The sequence below is a fragment of the Devosia sp. MDV22-iso42 genome (assembly GCF_058629155.1).
The window spans coordinates 95,768-118,126 of record NZ_JBZVWR010000013.1 but is presented as its reverse complement, the minus strand read 5'-3'; the positions used below and the strand labels follow the sequence as shown (position 1 = coordinate 118,126).

The window sequence follows — 22,359 nt, the reverse complement described above, 5'->3', positions numbered from 1 at the left end:
CTATTTTGTCACTGGTTGGTTCGACTAGAGCCGGCGGGCGCGGCCATCGATGGTGGGGCCATAGCCGTTGCCCGGACGGTCATTGCGCTCGAGGTGGTCGGCCTTTACCGGCACCGGCAGGCGCGCGACGATCCAGCTGACCATCAGCGGCACCAGGATCAGATCATCGACCCAGCCCGCCAGCGGGATGAAATCGGGGATGATATCGATCGGGTTCACCAGGTAGAACGCCGCGAACAGCGTTGCTGCCTTGAGGTAGAACGGGGTTTGCGGGGCAAAAAACGCCTGCCAGAGCAGGACGGCTTCCTTGCGGAACAGAACGATGCGGGGGAGGAGCGTTTTGAACATGATCTATAAATGGTCAGTGTCGGATGTGGTTCAAGGCCCGGCGATCACATTATGCGTGAAGGGGCCGGCGCGGCTGCCCTCGCGTGCACGACGCTGGATGCCGACAGATTGACCCATCACGCAAGCGTAACATTGCTCTTCTAGGCTCGGCAGCCTATTTCTGAGCCGAAAGCAGAGGTGTTTGATGGCTGGTCCGGCAATGCGCAGGCAGGCGGTGGGTGTGAATGTCGGCGGCGTGCTGGTGGGCGGCGGTGCACCCATCGTGGTGCAGTCGATGACCAATACCGATACCGCCGATATTGATGCGACGGTGCGCCAGGTGATGGCCTTGGCGCGGGCGGGTTCGGAAATCGTCCGCATTACCGTCGATCGTGACGAATCGGCCGCGGCCGTGCCGATCATCCGCGATCGCCTCGCCGTGCTGGGTTACGATGTGCCGCTGGTGGGCGATTTCCACTATATCGGCCACAAGCTGCTGACCGATCACCCCGCCTGTGCCGAGGCCCTGGCCAAATACCGCATCAATCCGGGCAATGTCGGCTTCAAGGCCAAGCGCGATACGCAGTTCTCGACGCTGATCGAGATTGCCAATCGCTACAACAAGCCGGTCCGCATCGGGGTCAATTGGGGCTCGCTCGACGAGGAATTGCTGACAAGGCTGATGGACGAGAATGCCGCGGCCGGGAGCCCCCTGGGTGCGGCGGCCGTGCAGCGCGAGGCGATCATCCAGTCGGCACTCTTGTCGGCGACCCGTGCGGAAGAGCTCGGCATGGCGCGCGACAAGATCATCCTGTCCACCAAGGTAAGCGATGTGCAGCACCTGATCGCGGTCTATCAGGACCTGGCGGCGCGCTGCGACTATGCGCTCCATCTGGGCCTCACCGAGGCGGGCATGGGCACCAAGGGCGTCGTGGCCTCGTCGGCCGCTTTGGGCATTCTGCTGCAGCAGGGCATTGGCGACACGATCCGCATTTCCCTGACGCCCGAGCCGGGCGGCGACCGCACCACCGAGGTCAAGGTGGCGCAGGAACTGCTGCAGACCATGGGCTTTCGGCAGTTCGTGCCGGTGGTCGCCGCGTGCCCCGGTTGCGGCCGCACCACCTCGAGCACCTTCCAGACCCTGGCGCGCGATATCGAAGACCATCTCTCGAGCTCGATGCCGGAATGGAAGGAACGCTATCCGGGGGCGGAAACCCTGTCGGTGGCGGTGATGGGCTGCATCGTCAACGGGCCGGGCGAGAGCAAGCATGCCAATATCGGCATTTCCCTGCCCGGCACGGGCGAAAGCCCGGCGGCGCCGGTCTTTGTCGATGGCCAGAAGGTCGCCACCCTGCGTGGCGCGGACGTGGCCGAGCAGTTCAAGGTGATGGTGGCGGACTATATCGAAGCCAAGTTCGGCACCGGCCGGCAGAACGCGGCCGAATGAACGAGCGCAATCAACGCCGGCTGTTCTGGTTTGCCATGCTGATCATCGTGCTGAGCGCGCTCAAGTTCATGGGGCAACTGGGCTAGATCAGCCCGTGGCCTGCAGCAACACGTCGGTGGCAAGGCGATCGCGGCCATTGGATTTGGCGGCGTAAAGCAGGCGGTCGGCGCGCTCATAGACCTCGCTGAGGCCTTCCTTGCCCACCGGGCTGGTGGCGCCGATGCTGATGGTCAGCGGCGGCGTGCCCAGGGGAACCACCAGGGCCGAAATCTGTGCCCGCAGGGCTTCCAGGACCGGGGTAGCGCTGCGCATGTCGCTGCCGTGCAGCAGCAGGGCAAATTCCTCGCCGCCCAGGCGCGTGGCCATGTCCATGGGCCGGCGGGCGACGCTGGCAATGGCATCGGCGACCCGGCGCAGTGCCTGATCGCCGGCGGCGTGGCCGCAGCGGTCATTGAAGTGCTTGAAATGGTCGATATCGAGCATGGCCAGCACCACGGTCTCGCCGTGGCGGGCGGCATGGGCGATGGCAGCCTCGGCATGGCGCTGGAACAGGCGGCGATTGGCCAGGTTGGTCAGCGGATCGAACTGGGCCTGGCGCGACAGCATGGCCGTGAGCAGAAACTGGCGGCGATGCGCCAGTTCGCGCACATAGCCGCCAATGGCGCCCACGGGTATGGCCAGGGTCAGCACGAAGATCATGCCGGGCAGGCCAAGGATAGTGTTGCCCTGCATGAGGATAGCGCCGGCAATGGCGACCACCACGACCGGCACGAAGGAGGCGATGAGGGCGCGATAAAAAGTCATGCCGATGGGCAGGAACGGGGCCATGACGACAATGACCAGGGCCGATTCGGCGGCCGGCATGCCATGCGTCTTGTAGATCATCGCATTCATCGCGGCCACCAGGGCCATGAGGGAATAGATTGCGAAGGCGGCGGGCTCCAGCCGGGCGCGGGTGCGCAAGGGGCTGGCATAGAAGGCGGCGATGGCGAACAGGGCGGCCCAGCGGGAGCACAGCAATACCCAGAGGTCGGCGCTGGGGACGCCCTGGTTCAGCACATCGAGGCGCACCAGGTCGAAACCGGCAAAGCCGGCCCAGATGGTCAGCGCGACGCCGCCAAAGATCAAGGCGGGGCGGCGCTGTTCCTGCGCAAAGGCGGCGCGGTATTCGGCTTCCAGCGCCGGCTCGAAGCGCAGCCGGGCAAAACCCTGCGCCAGCTGGCGCTCATAGGGCTCGTCCGGCATTTCCTGCAGGCGGACATAGTCGTGTTCGGTCGTCGCGTTCAAGCTGTAGTCTTCCTGGCGCCGGGCCGAACACGTTTATCTAACGGCGGAGCTTAAGGGCTGGTGGTTGCCGAGTGGTAAATTAGTCAGTGGCTTGTGGCGGTTGGCAGGCATCGACCCATCGATTGCCGCACAGGGCGGCCAGCCGCTCGACGCTGAGGCGTACCGAAGCATGGGTATCGCCCCCGGCCGGAATCACCACGTCATAGACCTTGAGTGAGACATCAAGATGAATGGGCAAGGCAGAAGGCAGGCCGAAGGGGCATACCCCGCCGACCTGATGGCTGGTCAACTGCTCGACCTCCTCGGCGCCCAGCATGCGGGGGCGACCGCCAAAGGCCGCCTTGGATTTCTGGTTGTCGAGCCGGGCATCGCCGCGGGTCACCAGCAGCAGCACCTCGCCACCGACGCGGATGCACAGGGTCTTGGCGATCTGGCCGGGTTCAACGCCATGCACGATGGCTGCCGTCTGCACGGTGGCGGTGGAATCGGGGGTGACTTCCACCACCAGGTCAGGGGCGCGGGCAGCCAGATCGGCTTGAACGGATTGCAGGCTCATGGGGGTGCTTTCGGTGACGCTTTCAGAACAGGCGGGCGAGGCGATCCTGGTAGTCTTCGCGGGTCTTGTAGTGCAGCGGCGTGGTGAGGGCCCGGCGCATGAAATCGGGCTCGATCTCGCGCACGCCATCGAGCGCCATCAGCTCGGCCACGGTGATGCGCTCGCCGGCAAAGGGCTCGAGCCGCACCGGCTCGCCGGCGTGAAAGGCGCCCGGCTTGAGCACCCGGCAATAGGCGCCGGGCCGGCCGGCCTGGTGGAAGCGTCTGACGAATTTGGGGTCGCCCATGCGGGCGGCAAACACCATGCAGGGGGTTCGGTGGGAGGTCACTTCGAGCACCACCTCATCGATGATGAAGTGGTCGCCAATCGCCACGTTGCGGCCCTCGACGCCGCCAATGGTGAGGTTGTCGCCAAAGGTGCCGGGCTCCAGTTCGCTGCCCAGTTCCTTGCTCCACCAGTCATAATCGTCCTTGAAGTAGAGATAGACCGCCTGGTCCTTGCCGCCATGGTGACGGCGGTCGAGGATGGCGTCGCCCTCCAGCCCCTCGCGCGTGACGGTGACCTCGCCGTCCGTGGGACGCTTGTAGATGCCGGTCTGGGCCGCCTTGCCGGGAATGGGCTGAGGCTGGCCGATATTGATGCTGAGCAGAATGGCCAATTGTCAGTTCTCCCGGCTGGCAAAGTAACGGGCGGTGGCGCGCAGGCCGTCCGCCTTGGCGCCGAAGGTGCGCAAGGCGGACAACGCGGTGGCCACCGTATCGTTCAGGTGCCGTCGCGCGCCGTCGACACCCAGCGCGGTGACCAGGGTCTGCTTGCCCAGTGCTGCATCCTTGCCGGTGGCCTTTCCCATGGTCGCGGCCGAGGCGGTTACATCGAGGATATCGTCGGCCAGCTGGAAGGCACGTCCCGCCGCCTCGGCATAGGCGGTAAGCACCGCCAGCACACGCGCATCGGCGCCGCCCAGAATGGCGCCCATGCGGACGCTGGCGCGGATCAGCGCGCCGGTCTTCATGGCCTGCATGGTGGCGATGGCGTCGCCGGAAAAGCCACCCTGCTCGCCCTCGATGTCGCGCATCTGGCCGCCCACCATGCCGCCGCCGCCCGAGCCCCGGGCCAGTTCGGTGACCAGGGCGATGCGCACCGCCGGATCGGGATGGCATTGCGGATCGGCCAGCAGGGCAAAGGCCTCGGTCAGCAGCGCGTCGCCGGCCAGGATGGCGGTGGCCTCGTCATATGCCTTGTGCACCGTGGGGCGGCCCCGGCGCAGGTCGTCATCATCCATCGCCGGCAGGTCATCGTGGATCAGCGAGTAGCAGTGCACTATTTCCACGGCGAGACCGGCCATCAGGGCCCGCTCGGGTGGCAGGTTGAAAATGGCGGCGGCCTGGCGCAGCAGCAGCGGCCGCAGGCGCTTGCCGCCTTCGAGGCTGCCATGGCGCATGGCTGCCACCAGCCGCTCGGCCACCGGGCCGGGGCCGGAGAGCGCGGCGGTGCTGAGGCGCTCGGCCAGAGCCAGCTCGACAGCCTGGGCACAATCGGTCATGTCGGCAGAAAAATCATACATGCCTGTTGCTAGCCGGTTTGGTGGCGGGGCGGCAAGCCACCTGTGCAGCGCCGACACCCCCGCGGCATGTGGGCAAGTGGCGGCGGCGGCCAGTTGCGGCTTTCGTCGCGGCGCCCGGATGGCTAAGGAAAACCATGGCACGACGCAAATTCAAAGGCCCGCTGGCGCTGGCGCGCAATCTGGGCATGGTCCTTCTTCTGGTTGTGGCCATTCCGGCGCTGCTGACGCCGCTCTATCTGGTGGTGCAGCCGGTATCGGTGCCCATGCTGGCGCGGCTGGTGACCAATCAACCGATGGAGCGGCAGTGGCGCGATATCGGCGATATTTCCGACCGCCTCAAGGCGGCGGTGATCCTGTCGGAAGACGGGCAGTTCTGCCGCCACTGGGGGGTCGATGTCGGCGCGCTGCGCGGCGAGGTCACCCGCTTCATGGCCGGCGAGGACGCGCGCGGCGCCTCCACCATTACCATGCAGGTGGCGCGTAACCTCTTTCTGTGGAACGGGCAGAGCGTCGTCCGCAAGGCGCTCGAAGTGCCGCTGGCCTTCTATATCGACCTGGTGCTGCCCAAGCGGCGGATAATGGAAATCTACCTCAACATCGCCGAATGGGGCCCGGAGGGGCAGTTCGGCGTGGCGGCCGGGGCAGAGCGCGCCTTCGGCATCGAACCGCAGAATCTGGACTGGCGCATAGCCAGCCTCCTGGTCACCGCCTTGCCCAACCCAATGCTGCGCCAGCCCGGCCGTCCGTCGGCCGGCATGGTGCGCATTGCCGGCATTATCGAGGCCCGGGCGCGCGAATTCGGCGCCAGGGCCGATTGCGTTGGCGAGGGCGGCAGGCTGGCGCTATAGAGAGGCGGCACGGGGCTTTGGACACCTGTCGGTTTTGTCTGCCAGACTCGCCAACAACCCCCTAGCCAAGGCGCCGGAGTTGCTCTATAGAGCCGGTCAACCCCTTCAGAGCTACGTCTCTGGGCCGCTCTGGCGGCGCAACGATATTGAATTCGGAGTACCGATCATGGCAGTGCCAAAACGCAAGACCTCGCCGATGAAGCGCGGCTTCCGCCGTTCGCACGACGCTCTGTCCGCCCCCACCTATGTCGAAGACAAGGATTCGGGCGAGCTGCGTCGTCCGCATCACGTCGACCTCAAGACCGGCATGTATCGCGGTCGCCAGGTTTTTGAAGTCAAGAAGTAGTTCTTGAGTCTGGCAGCGCCATGCGCTCCCTTCTGATATGCAAGCGGCCGATCCTGTAACGGGGTCGGCCGTTTTTCTTTGCCTTGCCGCTCCTTCTGCCTGCCGCAATCTGGAGCAGCACAATCCCGGAGATTGCCATGACGACGCGCGTTGAATCGGACACCATGGGCACCATCAATGTGCCGGCCGACAAGTATTACGGCGCCCAGACCGCGCGCAGCCTGGCCAATTTCGACATTGGCGGCGAAAAGATGCCGGTCGAGATCATCACCGCCTTCGGCATTCTGAAGAAAGCGGCGGCGCTGGCCAATTTCAAGCTCGGCCTGCTCGACGCCACGACGCGCGACCTGATCGTCGCAGCGGCCGACGAGGTGATTGCCGGCAAGCTGGCGTCCCATTTCCCGCTGGTGGTGTGGCAGACCGGCTCGGGCACGCAGTCCAACATGAATGTCAACGAGGTGATCTCCAACCGCGGCATCGAAATGGCCGGCGGCACCATGGGCTCCAAAAAGCCCGTGCACCCCAATGACCACGTCAATATGAGCCAGTCATCCAACGACACCTATCCCACGGCCATGCATATCGCCGCGGTCGAAGCGATCGAGGGCTATCTGTTCGAGCGTGTCGCGCTGCTGCGCGACACGCTGGCGGAAAAGGCCGAGACCTATATGGATGTGGTCAAGATCGGCCGCACCCATTTGCAGGACGCGACGCCCCTGACCTTGGGCCAGGAGATTTCCGGCTGGGTGGCGCAGATCGATTATGCGCTGGCCAATATCAAGGCGACGCTGCCCCAGCTCAAGGAGCTGGCGCTGGGCGGCACGGCCGTCGGCACCGGGCTCAATGCCCATCCCGATTATGCCGTGGCCGTGGCCAAGGAAATCGCCACGCTGACCGGCCGCGACTTCGTCACCGGCCCCAACAAGTTTGCCCTGCTGGCCGGGCACGACGCCTTTGTCGGCTCCTCGGGGGCGCTCAAGCAGCTGGCCGTGGCCTTCATGAAGATCGCCAATGACGTGCGCTGGCTGGCTTCGGGCCCGCGCTCTGGCCTGGGCGAGATCACCATTCCGGAAAACGAGCCGGGCAGCTCGATCATGCCGGGCAAGGTCAATCCGACTCAGTCGGAAGCCATGACCATGGTCGTCGCCCAGGTGATGGGCAATGACGCGGCCATCGGTTTTGCCGCCAGCCAGGGCAATTTCGAACTCAACGTGTTCAAGCCGGTCATCGCCTACAACTATCTGCAGTCGGTGCGCCTGCTGGCCGATGCGGCCAAGTCGTTCAACGACCATTGCGCCGTCGGCATCGCGCCCGATCGCGCCCGCATCCAGGAGCTGGTCGACAAGTCGCTGATGCTGGTGACCGCGCTCAACCGCAGAATCGGCTACGACAATGCCGCCAAGATCGCCAAGACGGCGCACAAGAACGGCACGACGCTGCGCGAGGAGGCTATCGCCCTGGGCCTGCTGACCGGCGAAGAGTTCGACGCCGAGGTCAAGCCCGAGCAGATGGTCGGCCCGCTCAAGCTCAAGCCGTAAGCCTGACGCGGGCCTGCTTTGCCGGAACGGGCGGGGCAGGCCCGCGTTGCTCCCTTCACGCCGTCACGCGCCTCTGGCATGGTGAGGCGCGCAACCGGAGCCAATACCATGACCGAAACCGTGATGATGCCGACCCACCGCGCGCCGCGCCAGACCGGGCGCTTCATCCCGCCGCTGCTGGTCGTGCCCTTCGTGCTCTACAACATCATCGCGTTTCTGTTCTATGGTGGCTCGCCGCTCGGCTGGAGCCAGGGCCTGTTCCTCATTCCCATGGTTTCGGGCACGCCCTGGGCGATTACCGCAGGCGATTTCCTGCTCGTCATCGGCATTATCATGCTGTTCTTCGAAGTGGTGAAATCGACCAATAGCGGGCGCAATTCCATCCTCGAGCACATGCTCTCGATGGTGCTGTTCGTCGCCTTCCTCATCGAATTCCTGCTGGCCGGCGCCGCCGCCAGCTCGGTCTTCTTCCTGCTCATGGTGATGGCATTGATCGACGTGGTCGCCGGGTTCACCGTCTCGATCACCAGCGCCGGGCGCGATGTGACGATGAACTAGCGGCGTCCCGCGCTGGCGCTACTGCAGGCTGAAGGGCGGATAGTCATCGGTGGCGAGCAGGAAGGCATAGGCCCAGACCCGCACTGCCCAGCGCCCGACACCGACGACGAAGTCGAACAGGCCGCGCGGATAGGTCCCGGTCAGCAGAATGGCGAACCAGGCAATGATGGTGACCAGCACGACCGCTGCGGCCAGCACAATCAGCACGAGATAGTGGGGCAAAGCCAGCAGCCATTTGACCAGTGGCAGCCAGCGGTTGAGATCGCGTTCGGCATCCGGATAGGCGACATCGAGGTGGACTGACTGCGTCTCGGTGGTGGAGGGGTAGCGGTCGGTCAGCAGCAGCAGATAGCTGGTGACGCGCGCGCCGAAGCGCCCCAGTTCGAGGGCAAAGTCAAACCACCAGCGCGGATAGCGTTGCCGGAACAGCAGCATCAGCAGTGTGGCGGCGAACAGGCCGGCGGTGATGCCGCCGGCGCTGGTTTCGATGACCCGACCCGCTTCATTGACATAACGGCTGGTACTGGCGCCCGACAGCAGGCCGAGGATGACCAGGATCGGAATGGCCCAGATCGGCCGGAAGAAGCTGGACAGCCGATCCATCGACCCGGGATAGTCGATTTCCAGGCGAACCGCGGTGGGGGCGGGAGACGAGATGTCGGCCATTTAAGGTCTCGTGCTTGATGTGAACTGCGCGACCCTAGCAGGGCGAGGATGCCGGTCCTTGACGCAGATCAAGCCCCATTAGGGCCCCGCTATGGCTGCAACGATGGCAATTGGCACCGTCAGCCATGACGGCCCAAGGCCGCTGGATCGTGGCGTGGCACAGGCGGTCCATACCTGCCCGCCGCCACGTTCAGTTCACGCCACCACCGTCTTGCGAAAGCCCGCCGGCATGCGCTTGACAGCGACGCGGGCGCTGTCGGCATAGGCGCCGATGGCACCCTCATTGCTGCCCCGGCGGCGCAGGCGCTGGGGTTGCAGATTGGCGCGGGCGGCCAGCAACTGGCTGACAAAGGCAGCGCCGGCCTGGCTGCGGGCCAGCGAGGGGCGGGGGCGGGCCGGTTCGGTCAGCACGGGGAGTCCGGGTGCCGGCATTTCCAAAGGTGTTTCAGTATCGGCCATCTTCGCCTCGTTTGTCTCGAAACGGGCCAGACTGTCTCATAATGAAACACGAAAACTGGCCTTATGCTCCTTTCGGAGCAAACGCTGTGCCAGATGGTAACGATTTGTTAAGGAGTTTGGATGGGAAAACCGGACATAGTTAACATCAAAGTGACGTGACCGGTGGTCGTGCCGTAGGCGCAAACGACAATCGGCGCCCTGCAGGGCGCCGATCACATGGTCTCAAATGCTGTTGGCTTACCGCCGTTAGAAGCTGTCCTTGCCCTTGCGGATGGCGGCGAACACCGCAGCGGGGTCGGCGCCGGTAAGGCCATAATGGGCCGCCAGTTCGGGCGCGTCGGCGCGCAGGAAAGGGTTGGCCGCCTTGTCCTCGCCCAGGCGGAAGGGAATGGTCGGCTGGTCGGCGGCGCGCAGGGCGGTCACCTCGGCCGCCCGACGCTGCAGCGCCAGGTTGCCGGGGTCGATGGAGAGGGCGAACCGGGCATTGCTGGCGGTATATTCGTGGCCGCAATAGACCAGCGTGTCGTCGGGCAGCGCGCGCAGCGCCTTGACGCCTTCCCACATCGGGCCGGGCGTGCCCTCGAACATGCGGCCGACGCCGAGCGAGAACAGCGCATCGGCGCTGAACAGGCTTTGCCCGACCGGATCGTGAAAGACGATGTGGCCCAGCGTATGGCCCGGCGTGTCATAGATATCGAAGCTGGTTTCGCCCAGCGTCACGGTATCGCCGCCGCTCACCAGTACGTCGAGACCATCGATCTTGTCGGCCTCGGCGCGCGGGCCGACGACGCGGGCGTCGAACTCGCCCTTGAGTTCGGCAATGGCTTCGACATGGTCGATATGGTGGTGGGTGATGAAGATGTCGGTCAGGTCCCAGCCGCGGCGAGCCAGCGCCGCCTTGATGGCCTCGGCCTCGGGGGCATCGATGGAGGCGGTGCGGCCGGTGGCCTCGTCATGCACCAGATAGCCAAAATTATCCTCCCGCGCGCCAAAGACCTCGATAATTGCCGCCATTGCCCTACTCCAACTGCCAAACCTGTTGGCGCAAAACTAGGCATGAGCGGTGGCGATGACAACCAGCGATTAGACAAGTCGTGGTGAAACCGGCAGAGTTGGCGCCATGACCGCTGACGTGCACCGCCTGATTGCCTTTTATCGTTCGCCGCTGGGCCGGATCTGCCGGGCGCTGGTGCGCGAGCAGGTGGTGGCTTTGGCCGAGGATGTCAGCGGCAAGCGCGTCCTGGGGCTGGGCTTTGCCACGCCCTATCTGCGATTTGCCCTGGGCAAGGCCGAGCGGGTGCTGGCCTTGATGCCGGCGCGGCAGGGGGCCTCGGCCTGGCCGCGCGAGGGGCCGTCGCATACGGTGCTATGCGATCCGCTCGACATGCCGCTGACCGATGCCGCCATCGACCTGACCATTGCCATCCATGCCATGGAGCATGTTGCCGATGCCGAGGAGCTGATGCGCGAGCTCTGGCGCATCACCGCGCCCAATGGCGAGGTGATCCTGGTCGTGCCGCGGCGGCGCGGGATCTGGGCGCAGCGCGACAATACCCCGTTCGGGCAGGGCAATCCCTATTCCGGCAGCCAGCTCGACAAGCTGCTGCGCGACCACAGCTTCGTGCCGCTGGCCTGGCGCGACGGGCTGTTCCTGCCGCCCTTCCAGCATCCACTGGTGCTCAAATCCACCCGGGTCTTCGAGCGGGTCGGGCGGCTGTTCGGGCCGGCCATGAGCGGGGTGATCTGCGTGCGCGCCCGCAAGCAGGCCTTTCCGGCCGTGCCCCGGCGCAAGCGCGAGGAGCGATTCGTCCGGGTGCCGGGCATGAGCGCCGCCACGGCGCGGCAGGGCTGATACCGCCCTGGGAGCGTCCCGCTCCGGCACAGTTTGCCGCCGCCCGGGCCGGCTTGCTTCAGGCTTGAACCAAAGCGAGAACGAACAGAGGGCGAATCGCGCTTTGCGCGGAATGCCGCTTTGTTCACGGCTGCATGTGGTGGGCCAGAGGCGCAGCAGGCACTAGTCGGCTGGGGGACGGCCCTGCTTGAGCAAACCCGGCTCATTACCCGTTCATACTGGTGACCAAAGGATGAAGATTGGGCCAAAACGGGCAGGTGTTGCGACAAGCTTGCTGACACAAATGGTGTCGCAGCGCGGGCGTTAACCGGCGCAGTCAGGCAGGCCGGGCGCAAAAATCGACAAAATTAGCGAAACAGTGATTGACCGTCCCGGAGCGGGACGGGCGCGCTAAAAGCGCATGCCGGTCAAGACCATGGACAGATCGCCCATATTGGTGCCGAGCAGCACGCGATAGGGGATGAAGTAGCCCGTTGTCCCCAGCGGGGCGTACCAGACGATGATGCGGTCGCTGTCGGCCAGGTAATTGGTGATCTCGGAACTGGTGAAATGGCCCGAGACCGGGTTGTAGTCCACCGAACACAGCACGACCGGCCCCTGATAGCCGGTGCGGGCCGAGGTGGCATTGTCATCCCCGGCATAGCGCATGACAATGTTGAAGCGCTCGACGCCGGTAAAGACGCCGACCTCGCGGTCGCACAGGCTCTTGTCCAGCGCGGTGCCCTTGAGCACGAAGGCGGAGAGGAAATCGCTGACGCCTGTCAGATGCTTGCGCTCGAGCGGCACCCGGTCATAATTGTCGATGATGGGCGGCTCGACCTTGAAGGAGCCGACATCGCCACCGGCAAAGGTGACGTCGATGTCAAAGGTCTCGCCATTGGCGCGGGTCTGCAGGGTAAAGGCCTGGGCGGCCAGCCGGCTACCGGTCGAGCTGCCTGAGGCGTTGGCCTTGGCGGTGCCACTGGCAACCACCGCGCCGAGCCCGGCCACATTGGCCGAGAGATCAAGGCCGAAGCGGGCGCCGTCATCGCGCAGGTCGACATTCATGGTGGCGATGTTGATGCCGCCCAGGGTCAGCACATAGCCGGCGCTGGCATCGGTCTCGGCCGCGGCCGCAGGCGGGCAGGCGAATAGCGCCAGTGCGGCGAGAACGGCGAAACGGGGCTGGGTCAAGATCGGGCGTCTCTGCAAAGGGGTGGCGAATCGGGATAAGCTTTGAAAGTGCCGTCTGCCGTGGCCCTCTGCAAGCCGCTCGCGCCGGATTGAGGCGGCCTTTGTCTTGACGGGCCCTCCCATATTCTCTAAAGAGCCCTCAGATTTCAGACACTACAGGCCCAATGCGGGGCATGATCCCTGCACCAGCGGCCTTTTGCAACAGGATAGATGACCATGGCACGGCGCTGTGAACTTACCGGCAAGGGCGTTTTGGTTGGCAACAACGTTTCGCACGCTCTCAATCGTACCCGTCGTCGGTTCCTTCCGAACCTGGTGAACGTGACGCTGATCTCGGAGGCGCTCAACCGCCCCGTCAAGCTGCGCATCACCGCCTATGCCCTGCGTTCGGTTGAACACCGCGGCGGGCTCGATGCTTTCCTGCTCAAGCAGAGCGACGACACGCTGTCGACGCTGGCCCAGGGCATCAAGAAGGAAGTGCGCGCCGCTCTGGCTGCGTAAGCTTGTTGTCCTTGTGACGAATTGACCGCGTGGGGTTCAGCTCCACGCGGTTTTTCTTTTGTGCCAATCTCGGCGCATTCCGCCCCGGTCTTTTGCCGGTTGGCGGGTTTTTAGAGGTGCATTGTTATGCTAGCTCGCTTGCTGGCGGCTATTGCCGCCATGGTCGTGGTTGTCGCGGCCTCCAATATCCTGGTGCTCTATCCGCTGCAGGCCCAGCTCGGCCCGGTCAATCTGGCCGACCTGTTGACCTGGGGCGCCTTCACCTTCCCCTTTGCCTTTCTGATCACCGATCTCACCAACCGGTTTGACGGTCCCCGCATGGCCCGCCTGGTCGTGCTGGTCGGCTTTGCCGTGGGTCTGGCCGTCTCGCTCTATCTGAGCGTGCAGCCGTTGCCCTGGAACCCCGAAGGCGGTCCGGCGACCACGCAGCGCATTGCCATGGCCTCTGCCACGGCGTTCCTGATCGGCCAGTTGCTCGACATTGCCGTCTTCTCGCGGTTGCGCGCGGCCCGGGCCTGGTACCTGCCCCCCCTGATCGGCTCACTGTTCGGCTCGCTCATCGATACCGCCATTTTCTTTTCCGTGGCCTTCGCGCCGGCGCTGGCGGGGATCGACGCGCTGTTCGGCCTGGCCGATGGGTCGCTGGGCTTTCCGGCGCCCTGGCTGGGCCTGGGCCCCGAGGTGCCGCTCTGGACCTCGCTGGCCAGCGGCGATTTCCTGGTCAAGTTCCTGGCCGCGCTGCTCTTGCTGGCGCCCTATCGTCTGCTGATGGGCAGTATCCGGCCGCTGCCGCCGCTGGGCGCCCGCGCCTAGGCGCAGAAGTACAGACTGAAAACCCGACATCGGCCTCAGGCAGATGTCGGGTTTTTGTCTTCAGGCTTTGGGCAATGCAGTGGGGCGCGGCAGCCGAAAGGTCTCAGTCGCCTTCGCCGGGCGCCTCGGAGAAGTATTTCTCGAACTTGCCGTCCTCGCCGTCCTTTTCCTTGGCCTCGGGCAGCGGATCGCGCCGCTCGGTCAGGTTGGGCCAGAGCGAGGCAAATTTCGTATTGATCTCGAGCCAGTGGTCGAGCCCGCTCTCGGTATCGGGCTTGATGGCCTCGGCCGGGCATTCTGGTTCGCAGACGCCACAGTCGATGCACTCGTCGGGGTGGATCACCAGCATGTTCTCACCCTCATAGAAGCAGTCCACCGGACAGACTTCCACGCAATCGGTGTACTTGCAGGCAATGCAGTTGTCGGTGACGATATAGGTCATCTAGGCGGGCATCCCGAACAGAAGGCGGGCCAGCGCGGTTGGCGCGGCGCGGCAGGTCTCAACGGCTTCGTTGCTAAACTTTTTCTCCGGGCGCTGCAAGGCTGGCCGGGGGCAGGGTTTGGCGCAAGGGAGGGCGCAGTAGACATAATTTGTCAGTGCTCGTCATCCCCACCGCGAAAACGGTCGGTGTCCCGGCGTTCCTTCTTGGTCGGCCGGCCCGCGCCGTCGTCACGCGGGGCGATGGCGGCCTCATAGGGGGATCGCTCGGCCCGGGGCAGGGATGGGGGCGAGAGGTCCTCGTAAAGGGTCTGGGCCTCGCTGGCAGGGCCGCGGCGGGTGCCCGGATCGAGGATGCGCCAGACCAGGATGCGTTCATGCAGCGCCATGGTCAGCACATCGCCGGCGCCGACCTTGAGGTCGCTGCGGATGGTGCGTTCGGAATTGACCCGAACGGCGCCCGATTCAATGTATTTCTGCGCCAGCGTGCGCGATTTGATGGCGCGCGCAAAGAACAGGAACTTGTCGAGCCGCTCCTTGCGGGCGGCGGGCTCGACAAGCCCTGCCAATTGCTAGTTTGCCTTGCCGTCGCGCAGGGCGGCCAGCTTGGCGAAGGGGCTATCGGGATCGAAAGCCTTTTCGCGCTTTTCCTCACGCGGCTGCTGGAACCTGGCCTGCTCACCCTTCTGGCTGTCCGGGCGGCGGTTTTCGCCGTGCGGACGGGCATCGGGCTTGGCCGGCCGCGCATTGGCGGGTCGGGTATTGGCGGGGCGGGTATTGGCCGGCTTGGGGTTGAGATGCTGGGCCTTGGTCAGGTCCTGCACCTCGCCCTCGGGACGGCGCGGGGCGGTGGGGCGATGATTGCGCTCGGGACGCTTGGCCGCTGCCTCGCCTTCGGGGCGACGACGGCCGTCATGCCGCCTGGCCTCGGGGCGCTTGCCGCTGGGCGACCAGATCTCGTCATATTCGGGCACGGCAGGGGCGGCCGGTTCGGCTGCTGCGGTCTGGCCCGACGTCGCCTCGGTTGCAGGCGAGGCTTCGACAATGGTGGTATCGGGCATGGCCATGGCTTCAGCCGGTGTCGCTGGCGCGACAATGGCGTCGATCGGCGCCTCGTCGGCGGCATCGATCGTGGCCGGTGCTTCGCTCAGCGATTCTTCAAGCGCGGGCGCTTCGGCGCTGGCCTCGGCCGGGGTCGGCGCAGCGGGTTCAACGGGTGCTGGCACCACGGTCTTGAGCGTGCGCTTGACGCGATAGCCCAGCGAATTGAGGATCGAGGCGAAGTCTTCGCCCGAACAGCCCAGCAGCGAGGTCATTTCCACGGTAACGCGGAAGCCATTGCCTTCGGCGGCGCCGGCGGGCAGTTCGCCCTGGTGCCGCGTGGGATCGAGCGCGATCAACGGGCGGATGATGTCGGCCAGGCGCTCGAGAATATCGACGCGGACGGCGCGCTTGCCGGCCACTTTGAAGCCGGCAATCTCATAGAGCCTGGTGTCGACTTCGGGATCGACGACAAAGCTGGTGCGGCCGCTCAGCACGATATGGGGAATGTCGGTGACGCCGGGCTGGCGCACGCCGCCATGCTTGAGCGCAAACAGGATGAGCGCCAGTTCGCGCGGGGCGGGCTTGAGCGAGAGCGGCAGGTAGATGTGGTAGGCGCCGAACTTGATGCCAAGCTTGCGCATCCTGCCGCGCACGTCCTGGTCGAGGTTCTTCACCTCGTCAGCCACCTGGCTGCGCGGGATGAGCCCGAGATGCTCGAAGAGCTGGAACCCGATGCCGCGCGCGGCGCCATCGAGATCGGGTGGGGCTTCGAGCGCCATGACTGGTTCGAGAATGGTGTTGACGTGATGGCGCAGCCACAGGCTCAACCGATCCTGCACGCGTTCGAGGTCGGTGCCGGTCAGCGTCTCGTCCGCTAGAATCAGGATGCGGGGCCGGTAAAGCGTATCGCCCTCGATCAGCTCGGCGACGATGTCGCCCTTCCAGCGCATGCGGCCATCGGTGGCCAGCACGAATTCCTCATTGGGCGCCCCCGCCAGGCGTTCGGCCCGGTGATGGATTTCCGGCGCGACCACCTGATCGGCGGCGGAGCGCAGATTCTTGATGTCGGCATCGCCGTCGTTGCGGGCCAGGGTAAAGCGGAAGCCTTCAAGCGTGCCGATGAGATGGCCTTCCAGCCGTACTTCGCCACGCTCATTGATCTCGGGAGATGCCATACGTTTGTCTTTCAGGTGACGAAGCAACACGCTGGTGCGCCGGTCGACGAAGCGCTGGGTCAGGCGCTCGTGCAGCGCATCACTCAGCCGGTCTTCAATGTCTCGGGTCTTTTCGCGCCAATGTGAAGGGTCTGCAAGCCAGTTTTTGCGGTTGGCGACGAAGGTCCATGTCCGAATCTGCTTGATCCGGTTGCTCAAAGTATCGATGTCGCCGCTGGCATTGTCGCAAAAGCGGACCTGCTCGGCAATCCAGTCTGCGTCCACCTTACCACGCTTGACCAGATCAGCGTAAATATGGGTAACGATTTCGCCGTGATTGGCCGGCGAAATGCCCTGATAATCAGGGATTTGGCAGCATTCCCACAAAAGTCGGGCGCCATCGAGGCCGCGGGCCAGTTTGCCGGCCTCATTGCGGGCGACAAATTCGAGCGCGCGCTGATCGGTGGCGATGGGCACGCGGGTCAGCGTGCGGCTGTCCGAACTTATTTCGAGGCTGTTGAGCAAAGCCGGGATGGATGAATAATCCAGCCGGTTGTTGCGCCATTGCAGCACTTTGATGGGCTCGAAATCGTGGGTTTCGAGCGCAATCACCATTTCCTCGTCGAATCCCTCGGTCCCGGCGGTGACCCCAAAGGTGCCGTTGCGGGCATGGCGACCGGCGCGGCCGGCGATCTGGCCGAGCTCGGCGGGGGTCAGCGGGCGGCTGGTGCGGCCGTCGAACTTGCTGTCATCGGCGAAGGCGACGTGGTGGATATCGAGGTTGAGGCCCATGCCGATGGCGTCGGTGGCGACGAGGAAATCGACGTCGCCATTCTGGTAGAGTTCGACCTGGGCATTGCGGGTGCGCGGGCTGAGCGCCCCCATCACTACCGCCGCGCCGCCGCGCTCGCGCCGGATCAGCTCGGCAATGGCGTAAACCTGGCGGCCGGAAAAGGCGACGATGGCCGAGCGGGGCGGCTGGCGCGAAATTTTTCTGGAGCCGGCATAGACCAGCTGGCTGAAACGCGGGCGATCGATGATCTGGGCATCAGGCAGCAGCTTGCGGATCACCGGCGCCATGGTGGCGGCGCCCAGCAGCAGCGTCTCGTGCAGGCCGCGGGCATGCAGGATGCGGTCGGTAAAGACATGGCCGCGGTCGAAATCGGTGGCGGTCTGGATCTCGTCGATGGCCAGGCAATCGACGCGGATATCGGTGGGCATGGCCTCGACCGTGCAGACCCAGTAGCGCGGCTTGGCCGGCACGATGCGCTCTTCGCCGGTGATCAGCGCGACGGCCTGTTCACCGACCCGTTCGACGCAGCGCTGATAGACCTCGCGGGCCAGCAAACGCAGCGGCAGGCCGATCATCCCGGTGGGATGGGCCAGCATGCGCTCGATGGCAAAGTAGGTCTTGCCGGTATTGGTGGGGCCAAGGATCGCCTTGACGGATTGGGCGGGCGCAAAGGTCATTTGGCGTCAATGTAGGGCGTCATCGCGACAGTTGCGAGTGGGTGCCTTCATTGTCCCAAGAAAGGACAGTCATTGCGACCTTTTTGCCATGGCGTTCGGGAACAGAACAGGGCGCGAACGAAACAGCACCGAATCGGCGTGCGGCGCAGAATCCCGGTTCGTTCACGGCTAGCTGTGGTGGGTTGCTGCCCGCGCCAGGCACAAGCGGGTTCATCCGGTTGTCATCGCCGCCCAAAAAGCGGCAGATCCGTTCAGCTTCCCTAACAAAGCGTGAATTTTCGGGCGCCAGCGGCGAATGTGACGGAAAAGTTAACGCGCCGGGCCCGCATTTTTCTTTGCCCTTGTGGTTTGCCTGCCCGGTCCGGCTGGCGGCAGGCGCGGCACGTTCATGATAAAGCCGGTTGACCGTCCTGTTGCGGGACAGCGGTCGCGGAATCGGCAGGGGGCGCGCCGCGCCACCGGGCAGGGGTACAATCAGCGAGAAGCGCTTTGCCAAGCCCGGGTAGTTTGACTATGGTCCGCGCGGTTTTTCAGCCCAGAAATGGCATCATGTCAGACGATAGCGCACCCATCCCGCAGCCCGGCATTCTCGATATTGCGCCCTACCTGCCCGGCAAGTCCGGCGCGGCCGGCAGTAAGGCCGTCAAGCTCTCGGCCAATGAATCGCCCTTGGGCGCCAGCCCCAAGGCCATCGAGGCCTTTGCCGCCGCGGCCAGCCAGCTCGAAATCTATCCCGAGGGCACGTCGCGCCTGCTGCGCACGGCTCTGGCCGAAGTGCATGGCCTGGATGCCGACCTTATCGTCTGCGGCAATGGCTCGGATGACCTGCTGCACCTGATCGCCCAGTGCTATCTGGGCGCAGGCGACGAGGCGGTGATGAACCGCTACGGTTTTTCGGTCTATCCGATCATCACCAAGGCAGCCGGTGCCAGCATCGTCATGGTCGATGAGGTCGATTACACGGCCGATGTCGACCTGCTGCTGGCGGCGGTGACGCCCCGCACCAAGATCGTCTGGCTGGCCAATCCGAACAATCCCACCGGCACCTATCTCAGCGATGCGGAAGTGCGCCGGCTGCATGCCGGCCTGCGCCCGGACATCCTGCTGGTCATCGACAATGCCTATGCCGAATATGTCACGGCCGCGGATTTCGCCGTCGGCCAGGCGCTGGTGGCCGAGGCCAAAAACGTCGTGATGGTGCGCACCTTCTCCAAGATGGGGCTGGCGGCGGCGCGCATCGGCTGGCTGGTGGGCTCGCCCGAACTGGTCGACGTCATCAACCGCGTGCGCGGGCCGTTCAATGTCAACCTGCCCGGCCAGCTGGCCGCGGCGGCGGCAACGCGCGACACCGAATTCACCGCCCGGCTCAAGGCGCATAATGCGCAGTGGCGCGACTGGATTACCGAGGAACTCGATTCCAACCACATCCATGTCGTGCCCAGCCAGGGCAATTTCGTCATGCTGCTGTTTCCCGATGCCGAGCATGCACGCATGGCCTTTACGGCGCTGATGGAACGCGGGCTGATCGTGCGCGAGATCGGGCCCTCCTATGGCATAGACCATGGCTTGCGCATTTCTATCGGCTCCGAACAGGCCATGGTGGGCGTGGTCGGCATTCTCAAGGCATTGGTCAAAACCGCATGAGTGTCCAGTTTCGCAAGCTCGCTCTGATCGGCATCGGCCTGATCGGCTCCTCGATTGCCCTGGCCGCCCGCCGGCAGGGCCTGGTCGATGTCATCGCTATCGCCACGCGCAAGCAGGAAACGCTGGACGAGGCGCGCGACCTGGGGCTGGGCGATATCTATACACTGGACGCCGCCGAGGCGGTGCGCGGCGCCGACCTGGTCATCCTCTGCACCCCCGTGGGCGCTTATGAGAGCGTCATCAAGGCCATTGCGCCCTTTCTGGAATCCGGCGCCATCGTCTCCGATGTCGGCTCGGTCAAGGGTCATGTGGTCAAGGTGCTGGCGCCGCATATTCCGGCCGGCGTCCATCTCATCCCGGCCCATCCCATTGCCGGCACCGAGCATTCGGGGCCGTCGGCGGGTTTTCCGGAACTGTTTGCCGGCCGCTGGTGCGTGCTGACGCCGGGGCCCGACGTGGATGCGGTCGAGACGGAAAAGCTTGCCGCGTTCTGGCGCGCCATGGGCAGCCAGGTCGAATGCATGGAGCCGGGCCACCACGACATGGTGCTGGCCATTACCAGCCATATTCCCCATCTGGTGGCTTACAATATCGTGGGCACGGTGGCCGATCTTGAAGCTGCGACGCAGTCGGAAGTGATCAAGTTCTCGGCCTCGGGCTTCCGCGATTTCACCCGCATTGCTGCCTCCGACCCGGTCATGTGGCGTGACGTGTTCCTGACCAATCGCGATGCGGTGCTCGAAATGCTGGGGCGTTTTACCGAGGATCTGTCGGTACTGCAGCGCGCCGTGCGTACGGGCGACGGACCGGCGCTCGAAGCCATGTTCACCCGCACCCGCGCCATCCGCCGCTCGATCATCTCGGCCGGCCAGGAAACTGCAGCGGCCGATTTCGGCCGGCCACACGAGGCACCACCGGCGCCCCCATCCGACGAACAGGCCTAGTAAAGCGGGCCGATCGTCGCGATGGGCACGAGGCCGGAGAAAATCCCGCCGGCGCGGAAATTGAGCTGATTGGCAAAGCTGCCATCGGGACCTGGTGTGCCCAGCACCAGGGTGCGCCAGGGCTCTTCGAGCAGCGGGCCGATGCGTTCGGCGACGCCGGTCGAGGTGATGGTGATCTGGCCCTCGAGCTGGCCCGCCGGATCGAGCGCCAGCGTACCGCTGGCGTCGAGCGTCGAATCGGCATCGGTGCCGCGGATGGAGACCACATTGAGCTGGCCATTGGCCGCCTGCAGCGCCAGCAACATGTCCGGCGTGCCCCAGTTGCGCACATCGTCGGGCAGGCCGGTCAGCTCGAGCTGGATCTCGGCATTGGTGTCGGTCAGCGTCAGGCCGGGATAGGCCAGCTCGGCTGCGCGGAGATAGCCCGCCAGGGCGGCGGTCTGGCGAGCCGGGTCATGCTGTTCGGGAATGTCGAACAGGTGCAGTTCGGCCAAAGGGGCCTGGGCGATCGTGCTGCTGCCCAGCAATGTATCGGACCAGACCAGATCATTGCCAGATATCGAGGCGCGGGCGATGCGCCAGTCGGCGAGCCGGATGCTGGCTGCCAGCGCCGACCAGGCGAGCTGGTTGCGCGAACCGGTAAAGGTGTCGGTCACCTGCATGGGGCCCAAAGCCGAGGCGAGCAGATGGGTGGGCGCATAGACCAGCACGCTGGCGCGCAGGCCGGGCAGCTCGATCACCGCATCGCCGCTGACGATGCGGGCCTGGCTGCAATCGGCGTCAAAGCGGAAGGGGAAGCCGCCGACCGTCAGCGTGCCGCAGGTCAGCTGTGGCGATGTGATTCCATCGGCCTCGGCCTGCAGCGCAATCTGCTGCCTGACCATGCCGGACAGCACCAGCCAGGCAGCGCTCCACAGCACGACAACGGCGAGCACAACCATGCCCAGGATAATGATTCGTTTCTTCATGGCTGGCATTCTTAGCGCCGAGGGCGGAAAAGCGCCATCGGCCGACGCCGTGCTGGCCGGTGCAAACCGGGTCGTGCGGGTTGCGCAAGGCGGTTATGGCAGCACGGCAATGGTGCTTGCCGGCAAGTTTGCCTATGTGTGGGTCGGGAAATGACAATGGCAGAAATTATCAGCGACAACACGCACTGGGTCTTCGGCTATGGCTCACTGATCTGGAATCCCGGCTTTGCCCATGTCAGCGCCCAGCAGGGCCTGCTGCGCGGCGCGCATCGGAGCCTGTCCATCGTATCGCATCACCATCGTGGCACCGTGGAGCGGCCGGGTCTGGTCTTCGGGCTGGCGCGGGGCGGCTCATGCCGCGGCATGGTCTTTGAAGTCGCCGATTCCGACTGGTCGGTGGTGCGGGCCTATCTTGAGGCGCGCGAACAGGTCACGGCGGTCTATCGCGACGTCATCCGGCCGGTGCATCTGGTGGATGGCCGCACGGTGCGGGCGCTGACCTTCATGGTCGACGAGCGGCATGAACAGTTTGCCGGCAAGCTGGCCCTGGAGCAGCAGCTGGCCATGGTGCGGGCCGGGGTCGGGCTGTCGGGGCGCAATGTGGACTATGTGCTCAATACGGCCAGCCACCTCAAGGCGCTGGGCATTGCCGACCGACAATTGCAGGCCCTGGCCGACATTCTGCGGGCCGAGGCAGCCAGCGCTGCCTAGAGCATGTCACCGTTTGGCTGAAACGGCACTCGCTGTTTGGTTGGTCGTGT

At 65.0% G+C, this 22,359-nt stretch carries 26 protein-coding genes; 12 read left to right on the top strand and 14 right to left on the bottom strand.

Features of this window, described 5'->3' with window-relative positions:
* Window positions 1-24: 24 nt before the first annotated feature.
* Window positions 25-348: a YkvA family protein gene (locus AC4NN3_RS16975; RefSeq protein WP_491928270.1), complete on the bottom strand. Its 324-nt coding sequence runs from the start codon at window positions 346-348 to the stop codon at window positions 25-27.
* A 184-nt stretch (window positions 349-532) separates the two neighbouring features.
* On the opposite strand from AC4NN3_RS16975, the gene ispG reads away from it, so the two are divergent.
* Window positions 533-1,774 carry a flavodoxin-dependent (E)-4-hydroxy-3-methylbut-2-enyl-diphosphate synthase gene (gene ispG, locus AC4NN3_RS16970; protein ID WP_491928269.1) on the top strand — a complete coding sequence of 414 codons (1,242 nt, stop codon included), beginning with the start codon at window positions 533-535 and terminating at the stop codon, window positions 1,772-1,774.
* A gap of 87 nt (window positions 1,775-1,861) precedes the next feature.
* Here the strand turns inward: ispG and AC4NN3_RS16965 are convergent, their stop codons facing one another.
* The 4 genes from AC4NN3_RS16965 to AC4NN3_RS16950 form a co-directional block, all read right to left on the bottom strand.
* The gene (locus AC4NN3_RS16965; protein ID WP_491928268.1) at window positions 1,862-3,061 is read right to left on the bottom strand and encodes a GGDEF domain-containing protein; all 1,200 of its coding nucleotides are present in this window, start codon (window positions 3,059-3,061) and stop codon (window positions 1,862-1,864) included.
* A gap of 79 nt (window positions 3,062-3,140) precedes the next feature.
* Entirely contained in the window at window positions 3,141-3,617 is a 477-nt protein-coding gene (locus tag AC4NN3_RS16960) for a YbaK/EbsC family protein (protein ID WP_491928267.1), read from the bottom strand.
* Between the two features lie 22 nt (window positions 3,618-3,639).
* Window positions 3,640-4,275, bottom strand: coding sequence for an MOSC domain-containing protein (locus AC4NN3_RS16955; RefSeq protein ID WP_491928266.1), 636 nt, complete (start codon window positions 4,273-4,275; stop codon window positions 3,640-3,642).
* A 3-nt stretch (window positions 4,276-4,278) separates the two neighbouring features.
* On the bottom strand, window positions 4,279-5,181 hold the full coding sequence (locus AC4NN3_RS16950; protein ID WP_491928265.1) for a polyprenyl synthetase family protein: 903 nt from the start codon (window positions 5,179-5,181) through the stop codon (window positions 4,279-4,281).
* Window positions 5,182-5,315: 134 nt separating this feature from the next.
* On the opposite strand from AC4NN3_RS16950, the gene AC4NN3_RS16945 reads away from it, so the two are divergent.
* The 4 genes from AC4NN3_RS16945 to AC4NN3_RS16930 all read left to right on the top strand — a co-directional run bounded on the left by AC4NN3_RS16945 (window position 5,316) and on the right by AC4NN3_RS16930 (window position 8,471).
* Window positions 5,316-6,029, top strand: coding sequence for a biosynthetic peptidoglycan transglycosylase (locus AC4NN3_RS16945; protein WP_491928264.1), 714 nt, complete (start codon window positions 5,316-5,318; stop codon window positions 6,027-6,029).
* A 166-nt stretch (window positions 6,030-6,195) separates the two neighbouring features.
* Window positions 6,196-6,375, top strand: coding sequence for a 50S ribosomal protein L32 (rpmF, locus tag AC4NN3_RS16940; protein ID WP_193334412.1), 180 nt, complete (start codon window positions 6,196-6,198; stop codon window positions 6,373-6,375).
* Between the two features lie 137 nt (window positions 6,376-6,512).
* Complete coding sequence (gene fumC / locus AC4NN3_RS16935; protein WP_491928263.1) at window positions 6,513-7,913, top strand: class II fumarate hydratase; 1,401 nt, start codon at window positions 6,513-6,515, stop codon at window positions 7,911-7,913.
* Window positions 7,914-8,021: 108 nt separating this feature from the next.
* Complete coding sequence (locus AC4NN3_RS16930) at window positions 8,022-8,471, top strand: hypothetical protein (protein ID WP_491928262.1); 450 nt, start codon at window positions 8,022-8,024, stop codon at window positions 8,469-8,471.
* Between the two features lie 18 nt (window positions 8,472-8,489).
* Here AC4NN3_RS16930 and AC4NN3_RS16925 read toward each other — a convergent pair whose 3' ends face one another.
* From AC4NN3_RS16925 to gloB, 3 genes are all read right to left on the bottom strand, one after another.
* Window positions 8,490-9,137 carry a DUF4389 domain-containing protein gene (locus AC4NN3_RS16925; RefSeq protein WP_491928261.1) on the bottom strand — a complete coding sequence of 216 codons (648 nt, stop codon included), beginning with the start codon at window positions 9,135-9,137 and terminating at the stop codon, window positions 8,490-8,492.
* Window positions 9,138-9,332: 195 nt separating this feature from the next.
* A complete protein-coding gene (locus tag AC4NN3_RS16920) occupies window positions 9,333-9,596 on the bottom strand; it encodes a hypothetical protein (protein ID WP_491928260.1) in 264 nt (87 codons plus the stop codon).
* Between the two features lie 246 nt (window positions 9,597-9,842).
* Window positions 9,843-10,610 carry a hydroxyacylglutathione hydrolase gene (gene gloB, locus AC4NN3_RS16915; protein WP_491928259.1) on the bottom strand — a complete coding sequence of 256 codons (768 nt, stop codon included), beginning with the start codon at window positions 10,608-10,610 and terminating at the stop codon, window positions 9,843-9,845.
* Window positions 10,611-10,716: 106 nt separating this feature from the next.
* Between gloB and AC4NN3_RS16910 the strand changes: the two genes are divergently transcribed.
* Window positions 10,717-11,448, top strand: coding sequence for a class I SAM-dependent methyltransferase (locus AC4NN3_RS16910; RefSeq protein ID WP_491928258.1), 732 nt, complete (start codon window positions 10,717-10,719; stop codon window positions 11,446-11,448).
* A 390-nt stretch (window positions 11,449-11,838) separates the two neighbouring features.
* Here the strand turns inward: AC4NN3_RS16910 and AC4NN3_RS16905 are convergent, their stop codons facing one another.
* A complete protein-coding gene (locus tag AC4NN3_RS16905) occupies window positions 11,839-12,621 on the bottom strand; it encodes a DUF3108 domain-containing protein (RefSeq protein WP_491928257.1) in 783 nt (260 codons plus the stop codon).
* A gap of 216 nt (window positions 12,622-12,837) precedes the next feature.
* On the opposite strand from AC4NN3_RS16905, the gene rpmB reads away from it, so the two are divergent.
* Window positions 12,838-13,122, top strand: coding sequence for a 50S ribosomal protein L28 (rpmB, locus tag AC4NN3_RS16900; RefSeq protein ID WP_193334420.1), 285 nt, complete (start codon window positions 12,838-12,840; stop codon window positions 13,120-13,122).
* A 126-nt stretch (window positions 13,123-13,248) separates the two neighbouring features.
* A complete protein-coding gene (locus tag AC4NN3_RS16895) occupies window positions 13,249-13,935 on the top strand; it encodes a queuosine precursor transporter (protein WP_491928256.1) in 687 nt (228 codons plus the stop codon).
* Window positions 13,936-14,038: 103 nt separating this feature from the next.
* On the opposite strand, the gene fdxA is transcribed toward AC4NN3_RS16895, so the two are convergent.
* The 4 genes from fdxA to AC4NN3_RS16875 all read right to left on the bottom strand — a co-directional run bounded on the left by fdxA (window position 14,039) and on the right by AC4NN3_RS16875 (window position 18,538).
* A complete protein-coding gene (gene fdxA / locus AC4NN3_RS16890) occupies window positions 14,039-14,377 on the bottom strand; it encodes a ferredoxin FdxA (protein ID WP_491928255.1) in 339 nt (112 codons plus the stop codon).
* Window positions 14,378-14,529: 152 nt separating this feature from the next.
* Window positions 14,530-14,943: an RNA-binding S4 domain-containing protein gene (locus tag AC4NN3_RS16885; RefSeq protein WP_491928254.1), complete on the bottom strand. Its 414-nt coding sequence runs from the start codon at window positions 14,941-14,943 to the stop codon at window positions 14,530-14,532.
* Between the two features lie 3 nt (window positions 14,944-14,946).
* Complete coding sequence (locus AC4NN3_RS16880) at window positions 14,947-18,042, bottom strand: helicase-related protein (RefSeq protein ID WP_491928253.1); 3,096 nt, start codon at window positions 18,040-18,042, stop codon at window positions 14,947-14,949.
* A 19-nt stretch (window positions 18,043-18,061) separates the two neighbouring features.
* A complete protein-coding gene (locus tag AC4NN3_RS16875) occupies window positions 18,062-18,538 on the bottom strand; it encodes a hypothetical protein (RefSeq protein WP_491928252.1) in 477 nt (158 codons plus the stop codon).
* 53 nt (window positions 18,539-18,591) lie between these two features.
* On the opposite strand from AC4NN3_RS16875, the gene AC4NN3_RS16870 reads away from it, so the two are divergent.
* Complete coding sequence (locus AC4NN3_RS16870; protein ID WP_491928251.1) at window positions 18,592-19,686, top strand: pyridoxal phosphate-dependent aminotransferase; 1,095 nt, start codon at window positions 18,592-18,594, stop codon at window positions 19,684-19,686.
* On the top strand, window positions 19,683-20,630 hold the full coding sequence (locus tag AC4NN3_RS16865) for a prephenate/arogenate dehydrogenase family protein (protein ID WP_491928250.1): 948 nt from the start codon (window positions 19,683-19,685) through the stop codon (window positions 20,628-20,630). The genes AC4NN3_RS16870 and AC4NN3_RS16865 overlap by 4 nt, the downstream gene beginning before the upstream one ends.
* Here the strand turns inward: AC4NN3_RS16865 and AC4NN3_RS16860 are convergent.
* On the bottom strand, window positions 20,627-21,598 hold the full coding sequence (locus AC4NN3_RS16860) for a DUF2125 domain-containing protein (protein ID WP_491928249.1): 972 nt from the start codon (window positions 21,596-21,598) through the stop codon (window positions 20,627-20,629). The two genes, AC4NN3_RS16865 and AC4NN3_RS16860, sit on opposite strands and share 4 nt — an antisense overlap.
* Between AC4NN3_RS16860 and AC4NN3_RS16855 the strand changes: the two genes are divergently transcribed.
* Entirely contained in the window at window positions 21,582-21,752 is a 171-nt protein-coding gene (locus AC4NN3_RS16855; RefSeq protein WP_491928248.1) for a hypothetical protein, read from the top strand. The two genes, AC4NN3_RS16860 and AC4NN3_RS16855, sit on opposite strands and share 17 nt — an antisense overlap.
* Window positions 21,753-21,754: 2 nt before the next feature.
* A complete protein-coding gene (locus tag AC4NN3_RS16850) occupies window positions 21,755-22,309 on the top strand; it encodes a gamma-glutamylcyclotransferase (protein WP_491928247.1) in 555 nt (184 codons plus the stop codon).
* Window positions 22,310-22,359: the final 50 nt, after the last annotated feature.